The sequence below is a fragment of the Candidatus Pseudothioglobus sp. Uisw_086 genome (assembly GCF_048085745.1).
Taxonomy (GTDB): Bacteria; Pseudomonadota; Gammaproteobacteria; order PS1; family Pseudothioglobaceae; genus Pseudothioglobus.
Map to the genome: position 1 here is coordinate 812,572 of NZ_CP159803.1, position 12,958 is coordinate 825,529.

Here is a 12,958-nt window from a genome sequence, read left to right on the forward strand (position 1 = left end):
TTTACTGAAATTGCATAAATATGTTCATTGTCTATAATGAATCCTTTTTTTGCTGAATAATGTTGAGGAATGAAACAACTTGCAATTATTGATGATGATCCAGAAATTCTTAAATTATTAGATCAATATTTAATAAAAAATGGATTTAAAGTTGAAGCTTTTTCTGATGGAGAATCTTTCTTAGCAAGTGATGAATCAAAATTTAGTTTAGTGGTTTTAGATCTTGGTCTGCCCGGGATTGATGGCCTTGAAGTTTGCAGAAGATTGAGGCAAAAGTCTAACGTTCCAATTATTATGCTTACTGCCGCTAGTGATGATTTAGATCGCATATTAGGTTTAGAGTTAGGCTCTGATGACTATATGGGTAAACCCTTTAACCCAAGAGAACTTTTAGCAAGAATTAAGGCTCTATTGAGACGCTCGGAAGTAAAGGAAGAAGATGTAGATAACCATATAGTGATGAATTTTGCTGCAAGAAGTGCATTTGTTGATGGTAAGCAGCTTGATTTAACTGGAACAGAGTTTGACCTACTTTGTGTTTTTCATAAACAGATAGGTGAGGTCTTAAGTAGAGATGAAATTGGCGAACTTCTTCATGGCAGGAAGATAGATCCATTGGACCGATCAATCGATACAATTGTAAGTAGGCTGCGTCATAAACTTAGCAATCACTTTGATGGTGAAATCATTCAAAGCGTAAGAGGCAAGGGGTATGTTCTCCTTTTAAAAAGTTGAATATAAAAGCTTCTACCTTAAGTTCTTTGATGCCAAAAACTGTTGTAGCCAGGATGACTTCTGTCCTATTTATTGGAATACTTGTAGCACAGGTGCTAGGAACATGGCTTTGGGTTGAGCAGCTAAAGTCATCAGAAAAAGAAAAAATGACTGAAGTTTCTCAAAATTTAGGCTCACAAATTGCTCAAGCAGTTGGTTTTTTTGAAAAACTTCCAAATCAATACCGACAGCAAACCTTGACTCAACTAAGACAAAATGGCGGCACATTTTTAGACTTTGGCGCTGAATTTTTTGTCTCTGTCAATAAGGATTATGTCCAATCTAATTCAATTGCAAGTTCTGAATTTTCAGAGTTGGTTCGTAGTAACTTGGAAAAAACTTTGTATTCTCAAATTGGTCAAGTTGAAGATTTGAATATTAGATTTGTAAGCTTTAGCAATACTAAAATTACAACGCCTAATGGTCCTGGTGAGGGTCTCACCAACAATCAATTAATAGTCTCTCTTGCGCCAATATGGAAAAGCTTAGGTCTGATTGCTCCGAGGGAAGAAAGTCCCATTGCCATAATTCAATTTAGGTTAAAACAGCAAAATGAGTGGATGTATTTGGCAACAATAATTCCACAAGGAGAGTTATTACTCAGTTTTGACTGGATCAATGGTGAGCGTATTTTTACCTCAGCAGCAGTTTCGGTTACGATGCTTTTAATCACCTTCTTATTTGTTCGTTGGCTCGTATCTCCCCTTCAATTATTAGCCCATCAAGCAGATTTATTAGGTAAAGGACGGTTTCCTAGACAGCTTGATGAAACTGGTTCTAAAGAAATGGTGGCTACTATCCGCGCCTTTAACTCTATGGCTAAGCGGATTCAAAAATTTATTGCTGACAGAGAGCGATCATTTGCAGCAATCTCTCATGACTTAAAAACACCTTTAACTAGAGCACGCCTTAGAGTAGAAAGCATTGAAGATGGATCAATAAAAGAAGATTTAATTGGAGACTTAGATTACCTTGAAACCATGGTGAAAGGAAGCCTTCAAATTATGACTGATGGTGCTGAACATGAAAATACTAGTAAAGTTAACATTACAAATATGCTAACTGCAATCCTAAAAAAAGAGGAAATCCTTGGCTTGCCTATTAAGATGAATATTAAAGAAAACATTGTCATGAAAGGAAGAGCTTTAGCTATTGAGCGCTTATTCTCAAATTTAATTAATAATGCACTTAGTTATGGCAAAGGGGTTGAGGTTACCGGTCAAAAAAAGAAAACAGGTATCTTTATTCAGATTAAAGATAGAGGGCCAGGCTTGAGTGATAAAGATAAAGAAAATGTCTTTAAGCCATATTACCGCTTAGAGCATAAACTCAATGATGAACATTCTGGCTTAGGAATGGGTATTGCTCGTAATATTGCAAACATCCATGGCGGCGAACTTGAACTTAAAGATCGAACTGGTGGTGGACTAATTGTCGAAATTTACTTTCCTAATTTATGAATTTAACAAGTAATCCAATATTTAAAGATAAAGAATTTTTAATTAGTCATATTAAATCGATTATGAAGTTTTATCACCCTCATTGTATTGATAATGAAAATGGTGGTTTTTTTCAGCACTTTCGTGATGATGGAAGTGTTTATGATTTTGATACAAGACACTTGGTCAGCAGCACCCGTTTTATATTTAATTATTCAATGGCTTCAATTGAGCTTGATAATGATGAATATAAAGATGTGATAAGGCATGGAATTGAATATTTAAGACAGTTTCATTTAAATACAAAAACTGGAAGTTATGCTTGGATTCTAGAGGGAAAAGACGTTCAGAATTCTACTAATTATTGTTATGGTTTCGCATTTGTGTTGCTCGCATATTCAACTGCACTTAGGGCGGGTATTTTAGAGGCCAAAGACTTCATTGATGAAACTTTTGATGTAATGGAAAAACATTTTTGGTCAAAAGAGCATGAACTTTATTCTGATGAAATTTCTGCTGATTGGCAAGTAGTTTCTAGTTATCGTGGGCAAAATGCAAATATGCATTCCTGTGAAGCCCTTATTATGGCTTTTGAAGCGACAGGTAGTCAAAAATATTTAGATCGAGCGCTTATCATTGCAAAAAATATATGTATTAGGCAAGCTAGTCTCGCAGAAGGCTTAATTTGGGAACATTACGACAGTAACTGGGAAATTAACTGGGTTTATAATAAAGATCGTCCTGATGATCTATTTCGTCCTTGGGGCTTCCAAGTTGGTCATCTTACCGAGTGGGCAAAATTATTGTTAATTCTTGAGAGGCATGTTAAAGAGGATTGGTTGCTTCCTAGAGCACAAGAATTGTTTGATGACGCAATTGAGATGGGTTGGGATGCAGAGTCAGAAGGTTTATTTTATGGGTTTTCACCAAATGGAGATATTTGTGATAAAGATAAATATTTTTGGGTTCAAGCAGAGTCTATAGCTGCAGCTGCAGTATTAGCTAATCGAACAGGCGATGATTATTATTGGGAGTGGTATGATCGAATCTGGAGTTACAGCTGGAAACATATGATTGATCATAAATATGGCGCGTGGTTTCGCATTTTAGATTCAAATAATAATAAATATGATAACCTTAAAAGTCCAGCCGGAAAAACGGATTATCACACAATGGGTGCTTGCTACGAAATTTTAAAAATAATCTAAGAAACCTTGTTTAAAATACTTAATTAATTTATTAAGATTTATATATTTATGACACCTGAAAATATAATTGAGCAATGGGCAGACTGTTTTAATAATGCTGATATGAAAGGCATTTTGAGCTTATATCATGATAATGCAACTCTTTTACCGACCTTTCTACCAAAACTTTTAGCAAGGAATAATGAGATTAAAGGTTATTTTGAAGTTGCTTTTAATGGAGGTGCTTCTGTAGAGATTAATGTTGAAGATGCTATATCCAAGGAGTTACCTGGAAATATTTTTTTAATGACGGGTAGCTATGTTTTTTGTTTAGGCAGTAAAGCAGACAAAAAATATTTATCTTGGTACAGTTTTTTAATTGATCTGTCTGATGATTCGCCAATTAAACATCATCACTCCTCTAGAGTGCCATTTGAGTTCGACCTAAGTCAGTCAACTGATCAATAGAGAACCTTCCTTTAAAGTCTACTTCGTAGTCTTCAGAAGCAAAATCAGGAGGACTTTTGCCAAGTAAAAAGTTTTCAGTTTGTCGCTTTGTATAGTCTAAATTTTTAGCACATTTTGGCGAAGCTCCTATAAACATTACATTTGAGTAATCTTTTCCTGTGTGCTTATCAGCCACTGAGTGAGTTAAATCAGGGTGCCACCAGACTGTATCTCCAGGATTCACCTCCTGAATTGTTACCAAGCCAGATAATAGATCTTTGTGATAATCGGATGATATTAAGAGCGGTCTTCCTGGCGTGGCATCACAAAGATTATCAGAAGGGATGTCATCTTGTAAGGCACGTAACAAAAGATACCCCATACTGTTAGCAATTGGAATAAGAGACAGAGTTCCATCAGATGGCCCTTGTGAAGTAAGCGCAGTCCACCCTTGAAATGTTCTAAACATTGAACAAACTGCAGGAGATTTGTATTCCTTTGTGTGAGTTCTAAATGCTGCTTTCCAGGGGTCATAAGAATCTAGTTCGCCATTAAATACAGAGCGGTATACTTTTTGAAATGCTGGATCAGTCCAGCGTTCAAATGAGCCGCCATCAATATGGGGAGATAATCCTAAGGTTTCATCGCCAGGCTCGCGTCGACGAATTCTATCCGCATACATATAATCGTTATTTGGATCAAACTCATCTCCATTTGGGCTCGAGACATCCCACATTGAGTTTAGGAATTTTTTAGTAATTGCCATTGATTGCGATTGTCTTGCAAGCATCTGAGGCCTTGACCAATAAAGTCCAAAGATTTGTGGCGCTCCTGACTTTAATTGTGAAAAATAATTATCCATACCTTGTCTATCAATTGACTTAGTAAAGTAATCATTAAATGTAATATATTCACCTATTTCATCGTTCCATTCACTTGCCTGCTGCTTATCAAAAACATTACGAATAATTACAGATCCTCTTTGTTTTAAGTTTGTAATATCAGAGCTTGAAATATTTCCATTAACAATCGACTGAAAATCAATTTCTGGAATTACTGGAATTTCTTTGTGCTGTAACTCAAGAATAATATCAACTTCTTTTTTAATATTTGATTGGGCGATATTGAAACTTTTTTTGACATTATATTGTTCTATTAGAAGTTTTTTACTAGTAATTATTGACTGCTTAATTTGTTCCATCATGATATTACATATTAAATATTTGTAACAGTATATCTATATATTTTATTAAATTTTTGATTTAATTATTTCTCTTTGTAACAAAGTATTACAAATTGTATCAAACGATTGACACTCAAAAAAAGGATAACTATAGTGCGTGTCTAGTTCTAGATATTTAACAAAAAGTTATTTAGAATCTATGGTCTATTTTTTGTGTTAATTCAACACTCTAAATATTTTTTTTTGTAATAAGGAGAAACAAAAATGGTAAACAAATACTTTGTAAAAAGTGTAGCAGCCAGCTTAGTTCTTTCATTTAGTGCATCTCAGGCTTTTGCTGACGACGTAGAAGTTCTACATTGGTGGACTTCTGGTGGTGAAGCTGCAGCTGTTGGTGTATTAAAAGATGATCTAGCAGGTAAAGGAATTGGCTGGAAAGATATGCCTATAGCTGGTGGTGGTGGTGATGCTGCTATGACTACGCTTAAGGCTCGTGTTACAGCTGGTAACGCGCCAACTGCAGTTCAAATGCTTGGATATGCTATTCAAGATTGGGGTGATCAAGGCAAACTAGCTAACTTAAATGACCTAGCTGCTTCTGAAGGTTGGGATTCGGTTGTTCCATCAGCACTTCAAGCTTTTTCTAAGCACAATGGTGACTGGGTAGCAGCTCCTGTAAATGTTCACTCTACTAACTGGGTATGGATCAGCAAGTCTGCTCTTGACGCAACTGGTGGAAACGCTCCAACTACATGGGAAGAGTTAGTTTCTGTTCTTGATGCTATGAAAGCAAACGGAATTACTCCATTAGCACACGGTGGCCAAGCATGGCAAGATGCAACTATCTTTGATGGTGTTGCGCTAAGTCTAGGAAACGGTTTCTACAAGTCAGCTTTGATTGACTTAAATGAAGACGCTCTTGGTGGTCCATTAATGGTGGAAGCATTCAACAGAATGGCAACTCTTCGTTCATATGTTGATGACAACTTTTCAGGTCGTGATTGGAACCTAGCTTCGGCTATGGTAATCAATGGCGAAGCTGGTATGCAAATGATGGGTGACTGGGCTAAAGGTGAATTCCTTAAAGCGGGTCAAAAGCCAGGTTCTGACTTTGTATGTGTTCGCTTCCCAGGAACTCAAGGTTCTGTAACTTTCAACTCTGATCAGTTCGCTATGTTCAGTGGTGCTGGAAGTTCAGCTGCACAAGAAGCTATGGCTTCTTCTGTAATGAACCCTGTTTTCCAATCAGCATTTAACGTTGTTAAGGGTTCAGTACCTGCGCGTACTGACGTACCTGACATGATGTTTGATCATTGTGGAAAGAAAGGTATGGCAGATCTAGCAGCAGCTAACGCAGCTGGAAGCTTGTTTGGTTCAATGGCGCACGGTCATACTGTCCGTCCTGCGATCCAATCAGCAATTGTTGATGTTGTTTCAGCTCATTTTAACGGTGAGTTTTCAGCTGAAGAGGCTGCAGAAGAAATGGTTGCAGCAGTTGCAGCAGCAAGATAAATTAAATATCATCTAAACTTGCTTTAGATTTTTATTAAATTTGTTTATTTATAGTTGGCGAATTTATAGTTCGCCAACTATTTTTTTGATTAGAATTGTATTAAATGAAAAATTATCTCCAACTTTTACTACCTAAAATTGTTTTAGCGCCAAGTTTTTTCCTTATTCTTGTTTTTGTGTATGGATTTATTATATATACGGGATATTTGTCGCTTACAGATTCGCGTATGTTGCCAACTTACGAGTACATGGGTTGGGGCAACTATACTAAGCTTTTTGGACTAAGGCATTGGAAAATTGCAGTAAACAATCTGGCAATTTTTGGAATTTTATATATATTAATCTGTACAGTGCTTGGTCTTTTCTTAGCCATCTTATTAGATCAAAAAATTAGAGCAGAAGGCCTGCTCCGACCTATTTTTCTTTACCCAATGGCGTTATCTTTTATTGTTACTGGAACTGCATGGAAGTGGTTTTTAGACCCTGGAATAGGTCTTGAGCATATTATGCATCAGTGGGGGTGGGAGAGTTTTGAATTCGACTGGATTAAAAATCGAACCTTTGCAATTTATACAGTAGTTATTGCTGCAGTATGGCAAAGCTCAGGATTTGTTATGGCGATGTTTCTTGCTGGATTAAGAGGCATTGATGGTGAGATAATGAAGGCCGCTCAAATTGATGGAGCGTCCGGTTTTCGTATGTATAGACGTATAATTATTCCCTTGCTCCGACCAGCATTTTTATCAGCTTTTGTAATACTCGCGCATTTATCTATTAAAGCATACGATTTGGTTATTGCTTTAACAAATGGTGGTCCTGGAAGAGCGACTGAGGTACCAGCAACATTTATGTACTCTTACACCTTTTCTAGGAATCAGATGGGTATTGGAGCGACCTCTGCAATGATTATGCTTCTTATGATTTTTTCTATCATTATTCCTTATCTATATAGTGAGCTAAGAAGTGAGAAGTCATCGTGACCTTAAATCATTCTAAAAGTAAAAAGGACAGTATCAAAGTCTCTCGAATATTTATTTATCTAATATTGATAATATTTGCAATTTATTATTTGCTTCCCTTGTATGTAATGCTTACAAACTCCTTGAAGCCACTAGAGGAAATTCGCTCTGGGGGAATGCTTAATCTTCCTGAAGTGTGGACCCTAGATCCATGGCGATCTGCCTGGTCAACTGCCCAAATTGGTGTAGACCCTAGTGGGCTTAAGCCTTATTTTTGGAATTCAATTTCTATGGTTATACCAGCAGTAATGTTAACTGCAATACTGGGCGCCATGAATGGCTATGTTTTGACTAAATGGCAATTTAAAGGTCATGGGATTGTCTTTGGGCTGCTTTTGTTATCGTGCTTTATTCCATTTCAAATTGTGTTAATCCCGATGGCAAAAATGTTGGGTATTTTAGGAATGGCCGGAACAACGTCAGGATTGGTATTTGTTCACTTGGTTTATGGGCTAGGTTTTACAACTTTATTTTTTAGAAATTATTATGCAGCATTCCCTACTGAAATAATAAAGGCTGCACAAATCGATGGGGCTGGATTCTTTAGAATTTTTTGGCGTGTTTTACTTCCAAGTTCAGGTCCAATTATAGTGGTGACTGTGATTTGGCAGTTTACCAACATTTGGAATGATTTTTTATTTGGCGCTTCTTTTGCAGACTTTGACTCAATACCAATGACTGTAGCTCTAAATAACCTTGTTAATTCTTCTCAAGGGGTTAAAGAATACAACGTGCATTTTGCAGGGGCAATTCTAGCTGCTCTTCCAACATTAGTAGTTTATATCGTCTCTGGGCGATATTTTGTTAGAGGTCTGATGGCAGGAGCTGTCAAAGGTTAATTTATTCGTTTATTTATAATTATCAGCTAAAGGTTAGAAATATGGCAACAGTAAAAATTACTAATTTACATAAAAGTTATGGCTCAGTAGAGGTATTAAAGGGGATAAACCTTTTTATTGAAGATGGAGGTTTTTTGGTATTAGTCGGTCCTTCAGGTTGCGGTAAATCAACCCTCCTTAATACTATTGCTGGCCTAGAAGAGATAACAAGTGGTGAAATTGAGATTGGAGAGAATTCTGTTGCTGGACTTCATCCCTCAAAGCGAAATATTGCTATGGTTTTTCAATCCTATGCCTTATACCCAAATATGACTGTTTCGCAGAACATTAGTTTTGGAATGGAAATGAAGGGCGTAAAAAAACCTGAAAGGGAACAAGCAGTTAATAAAGTTGCTGAAACGCTTCAAATTAGTGAATTACTTAATCGTAAGCCAGGTCAATTATCTGGAGGCCAGAGACAGCGCGTTGCAATGGGCCGCGCTATTGTTCGTGAGCCTGAGGTTTTTTTATTTGATGAGCCACTTTCAAACCTCGATGCTAAGCTTCGGATTGATATGAGAACAGAAATTAAACGTCTTCATAAAAGACTCGGTTCGACAATTATTTATGTTACTCATGATCAAATTGAGGCTATGACTTTGGCTACAAAAATTGCTGTTTTAAAAGATGGATGTATTCAGCAATTTGATACGCCATATGAAATATACAATAACCCAAATAATATGTTTGTTGCAAATTTTATGGGCGCTCCTGCAATGAATTTGATAGATGGAAGAATTGCTAAAAATAAAAAAAATATAGAATTTGAAATGAAAAATAGTAAAGGCGAAACTATTTGTTTGCCAATTCATGGAATAAACGATATTGAGCAATATATTGATAAAACTGTTATTTGTGGTATTCGACCAGAATCAATAAATGACCTTGATCCATCCTTGAATAAGAGTTCAGTAGAAAGAGAGGTAGTTGTGGATGTTGTTGAGCCAGCAGGCTCAGATACTTTTGCTGTGGTTGAGCTTGGTGAAAAACAAATAGTTGCACGGCTGAATGGAAACTCTAAAGTTTTAGGCGGTGAGAAAGTTAAATTAACTTTTGATTTATCTCAAACTGTTTTCTTTGATAGTGAAACTGAAGATCGAATTAGATAAAATTATGTATCAAAAACTCTCAAAATCTGGCACTGATATCCCATCTTTAGGTTTGGGAACTTGGGACCTTAAGCAAGGTGAATGCTCAAGAGTAGTCTCAGAGGCATTGGATTTAGGTTATCGTCATATTGATGCTGCAGCAATGTATGAAAATGAATCTGAAGTGGGTGCTGGAATCATTGACTCGAGAGTTGATAGAGCTGAGTTGTTTTTAGCAACAAAAATTAATACTCTGGGTTGGACTCCTTCAGGAGGGCAAGGACCTCAACTAAAAAATAAAAATATTATTAAATCACTTGAAAAGAGCCTTGAAGATTTAAAGACTGATTATGTTGATTTATTACTAATACATTGGCCAAAATTTGAAACAAATTTAGGAGACATGCTTGAAATAATGTATGAAATTAAAGCGAGTCAAAAAGCAACAGAAATCGGCGTTGCAAATTTCAATTCCAATTTATTAAATGAATGTGTAAATCTCGGCTTTAATGATCTTTTTTGCAATCAGGTGGAGTATCACCCATTTCTCTCACAATCTAAACTTCTTGATACAATGAAGAGCCTAGATATTATTCCAGTTGCTTATTGCCCAATATGCCGTGGTGATGTTGCCAAAGATGATGTAATTATTAATTTATCAGAAAAATATAGCAAAACTCCTGCACAAATTGCATTAAGGTGGATTATTCAGCAAAATGCAGTTGCAATCCCAAAGACTGCAAATCTAGGAAGATTGAAAGAGAATAGCAACATTCATGACTTCAATCTTGATGAAAGTGATATGGAGCAAATTTTTGGTTTGCAAAGGAACCAAAGACTCGTGCCAAATCTTGAATCTAACGAATCGTTGTATCCTTGGGATTAGACTTAATCCTTTAAATTTCTGACACTCTCTCTGTTAATTAGTTTAATTGGAAAATCATAATTAACTTCAAGATCTAAGTTATAGCATAAATTTAATAGACGCCTAGTTGCAGAAACAGCCATTTTCTGAAAAGGCATTTGAATAGTACTTAATGGGGGCAAGGTATAGGATGCGATATTCATATCATCGTAACCCATAATTGAAATATCATTTGGCACATTAAATCCTTTCTTTGTACATGCTGAAATTGCTGCCATCGCAGATTGATCATTTCCACAAAAAATAGCAGTAAAGGGAGTTTTTTGATTTAATAAATGTAATGCGCCTTCATAACCCTTCCGGAAAGTGTAATTTCCCTCAAAAATTAGAGTGTTTGGGATGTCAATATTATTATCTTTAAGTTTATCTAAAAAACCTTGATGCCTTAGATTTCCATCATCAGTATCAAGCCAACCAGTGATGCATGCAATTTTTGTATGACCATTATCAATTAAATTTTGAGCTGCAAAATAACCTGCCTGATAATGGTCAAAAGTAAAGCATTTATTTGGCAAAAGGTCAATTTTATTATTTAGTAGGACGATGTTAGGGTATTCATTTTCAATTTGAATAATCTCAAGATCTGGAATGTCAGATCCCCATATGATTAAGCCATCACAACCGCTTCTAAAAATATTTTCAATAGATTTTCTGTGTGTTGTTTGAGAGCTATTATGAGTATTGTTTTTCGTAGATTTTTTATCACCATCAGTAACAATTATTTTGATATTAAATGGCTCAAGCTCGTGTTCAATTTTTATAAGAGTTTTCCTGTCAAGCTCGCCAGAAGTTTCAGTGCCCCAAATACCAATTGTGTTATATTTTTTTGAGGACAATGCGCGCGCCGAGCTGTTGGGTGTGAAATTAAGTGCGGCCATAGCATCATTAACTTTTGTGAGGGTTTTTTGAGAAACAGATCCATTCTCAGACAGTACTCTGGAAACAGTTCCAATTCCAACACCGGCTAGCCTTGCTACATCTCTAATTGTTGCCATAATAACTCATAGTTTATCGATAAATCCTATTTTATAGTTAATTGTAAGCTATTTTTCAAATTAAACTCTGATATTAAACATTACAATTTGACACACTTTGACACATAAGTGATTAATTAATTTATTTATAATTGGAACCGGTTCCATTATTTACTATCTTATGGAATATTTTTTGTATTTTAACTAAAATTAGGAGAGAGACTATGAGAAAAATGATAAAAAGGTCAGCTCTTGTTGCAACTGCACTTATAACAGGTGTGGTCAATGTAGCATCAGCAACTGAACTAGAAGTTACACACTGGTGGACATCAGGTGGAGAGGCGAATGCTGTTGCAGAGCTTGCTAAAGCTTTTGATGCAACTGGTAACAAATGGGTTGATGGGGCGATTGCCGGTTCAGGCGGTGTTGCAAGACCTATTATTATCAGTAGAATCATTGGTGGTGAGCCAATGGGAGCTACTCAACTTAACCATGGACGTCAAGCTGAAGAATTAATTGAAGCTGGACTACTTTTGGATTTAACTGATGTTGCTTCAGAAAATAACTGGAGAAATGTTATCTATCCAAGCAATTTACTAGATGCATGTACTGTTGATGGTCGTGTTTATTGTGCGCCTGTGAACATTCACTCAGCTCAATGGTTGTGGCTAAGTCATGAAGCTTATGAAAGTTCTGGTGTAGCTGTTCCATCAAACTGGGATGAGTTTGTGGCTGCAGGTCCTGCACTTCGTGCTAATGGAATCGTTCCTTTGGCCCAAGGTCAGCAGGGATGGCAAACTGGCCTAACTTTTGGTGTATTAGCTACAGCACTAGTTAGTGAAGATGCTTGGTACGCAGTTAATCGCGATAAAGACGCTACAGTTGCGGGTGGTTCTGAATATGCTCGTGTATGGAAGGCTTTTGATGATGCTCGTAAAATGGCTATTGGATCAAACGTTGGTGACTGGAATATGGCTACTAATCTAGTAATAACTGGTAAAGCAGGTGGTCAAATTCATGGAGACTGGGCACAAGGTGAGTTTAGCGTAGCTGGCTCTGTTGCTGGAACTGATTATTCATGTCTTCCTGGTTTAGGAAATCGTGAAATACTGGACACTGGAGGAGACGCTTTTTACTTCCCAGTTCAGGATGATGCGGATGTCGAAGCAGCTCAAAAAGAGCTTGCTGCACTTCTTGTATCTCCAGCAGTTCAAGTTGCTTTTAATCTGAAAAAAGGTTCGCTACCAATCCGTGGTGACATTGATATGTCAACTGCGAATGATTGTATGCAGAAAGGTTTGAAGATTCTTGGTGGTGGAAATGTTCTGCCTTCAGGAGATATTCTTCTTTCACCTGATACAAGCAATCAGATTAATGAACTGATGACAACATTTTGGAGTGATTTGTATATGAGTGCTGAGGATGCTCAAGCTAAATATGCTAAGATCATTGCAAGTGCTGACTAAGCATTAAATAAAAAAAAAGCTGCCGAGCTTAACTAGGGGCTCGGCAGTTCTTTATTTGATAACCCT

General features: G+C 36.5%; 12 protein-coding genes. 10 read left to right on the forward strand and 2 right to left on the reverse strand.

Annotated elements, in window-relative coordinates; all coding sequences use genetic code 11:
• The first annotated feature begins 69 nt into the window (after positions 1-69).
• From ABXT49_RS04050 to ABXT49_RS04065, 4 genes are read left to right on the forward strand one after another with little or no spacing between them, the layout of a single operon-like run.
• On the forward strand, positions 70-735 hold the full coding sequence (locus ABXT49_RS04050; protein WP_416653430.1) for a response regulator transcription factor: 666 nt from the start codon (positions 70-72) through the stop codon (positions 733-735).
• Between the two features lie 29 nt (positions 736-764).
• The gene (locus ABXT49_RS04055; protein ID WP_416653433.1) at positions 765-2,234 is read left to right on the forward strand and encodes an ATP-binding protein; all 1,470 of its coding nucleotides are present in this window, start codon (positions 765-767) and stop codon (positions 2,232-2,234) included.
• The gene (locus ABXT49_RS04060; RefSeq protein ID WP_416653435.1) at positions 2,231-3,421 is read left to right on the forward strand and encodes an AGE family epimerase/isomerase; all 1,191 of its coding nucleotides are present in this window, start codon (positions 2,231-2,233) and stop codon (positions 3,419-3,421) included. The genes ABXT49_RS04055 and ABXT49_RS04060 overlap by 4 nt, the downstream gene beginning before the upstream one ends.
• 48 nt (positions 3,422-3,469) lie before the next feature.
• Positions 3,470-3,868 (forward strand): hypothetical protein, encoded by a 399-nt coding sequence (locus ABXT49_RS04065; RefSeq protein ID WP_416653436.1) that lies wholly within the window; start codon positions 3,470-3,472, stop codon positions 3,866-3,868.
• Here the strand turns inward: ABXT49_RS04065 and ABXT49_RS04070 are convergent.
• Positions 3,822-5,051: a YbiU family protein gene (locus tag ABXT49_RS04070; RefSeq protein WP_416653437.1), complete on the reverse strand. Its 1,230-nt coding sequence runs from the start codon at positions 5,049-5,051 to the stop codon at positions 3,822-3,824. The two genes, ABXT49_RS04065 and ABXT49_RS04070, sit on opposite strands and share 47 nt — an antisense overlap.
• A gap of 243 nt (positions 5,052-5,294) precedes the next feature.
• Here ABXT49_RS04070 and ABXT49_RS04075 point away from each other — a divergent pair, with 243 nt between their 5' ends.
• From ABXT49_RS04075 to ABXT49_RS04095, 5 genes are all read left to right on the forward strand, one after another.
• On the forward strand, positions 5,295-6,542 hold the full coding sequence (locus ABXT49_RS04075) for an ABC transporter substrate-binding protein (RefSeq protein ID WP_416653440.1): 1,248 nt from the start codon (positions 5,295-5,297) through the stop codon (positions 6,540-6,542).
• A 104-nt stretch (positions 6,543-6,646) separates the two neighbouring features.
• A complete protein-coding gene (locus ABXT49_RS04080; protein WP_416653442.1) occupies positions 6,647-7,522 on the forward strand; it encodes a carbohydrate ABC transporter permease in 876 nt (291 codons plus the stop codon).
• Positions 7,519-8,400, forward strand: a complete 882-nt coding sequence (locus ABXT49_RS04085; protein WP_416653444.1) for a carbohydrate ABC transporter permease — start codon at positions 7,519-7,521, stop codon at positions 8,398-8,400. Before ABXT49_RS04080 ends, ABXT49_RS04085 begins: the two co-directional genes overlap by 4 nt.
• 41 nt (positions 8,401-8,441) lie before the next feature.
• Positions 8,442-9,548, forward strand: coding sequence for an ABC transporter ATP-binding protein (locus ABXT49_RS04090; protein WP_416653446.1), 1,107 nt, complete (start codon positions 8,442-8,444; stop codon positions 9,546-9,548).
• Positions 9,549-9,552: 4 nt separating this feature from the next.
• On the forward strand, positions 9,553-10,413 hold the full coding sequence (locus tag ABXT49_RS04095; RefSeq protein ID WP_416653448.1) for an aldo/keto reductase: 861 nt from the start codon (positions 9,553-9,555) through the stop codon (positions 10,411-10,413).
• Between the two features lie 2 nt (positions 10,414-10,415).
• Here ABXT49_RS04095 and ABXT49_RS04100 read toward each other — a convergent pair whose 3' ends face one another.
• Entirely contained in the window at positions 10,416-11,447 is a 1,032-nt protein-coding gene (locus tag ABXT49_RS04100) for a LacI family DNA-binding transcriptional regulator (protein WP_416653450.1), read from the reverse strand.
• A gap of 203 nt (positions 11,448-11,650) precedes the next feature.
• Between ABXT49_RS04100 and ABXT49_RS04105 the strand changes: the two genes are divergently transcribed.
• Entirely contained in the window at positions 11,651-12,892 is a 1,242-nt protein-coding gene (locus ABXT49_RS04105) for an ABC transporter substrate-binding protein (protein ID WP_416653452.1), read from the forward strand.
• Positions 12,893-12,958: the final 66 nt, after the last annotated feature.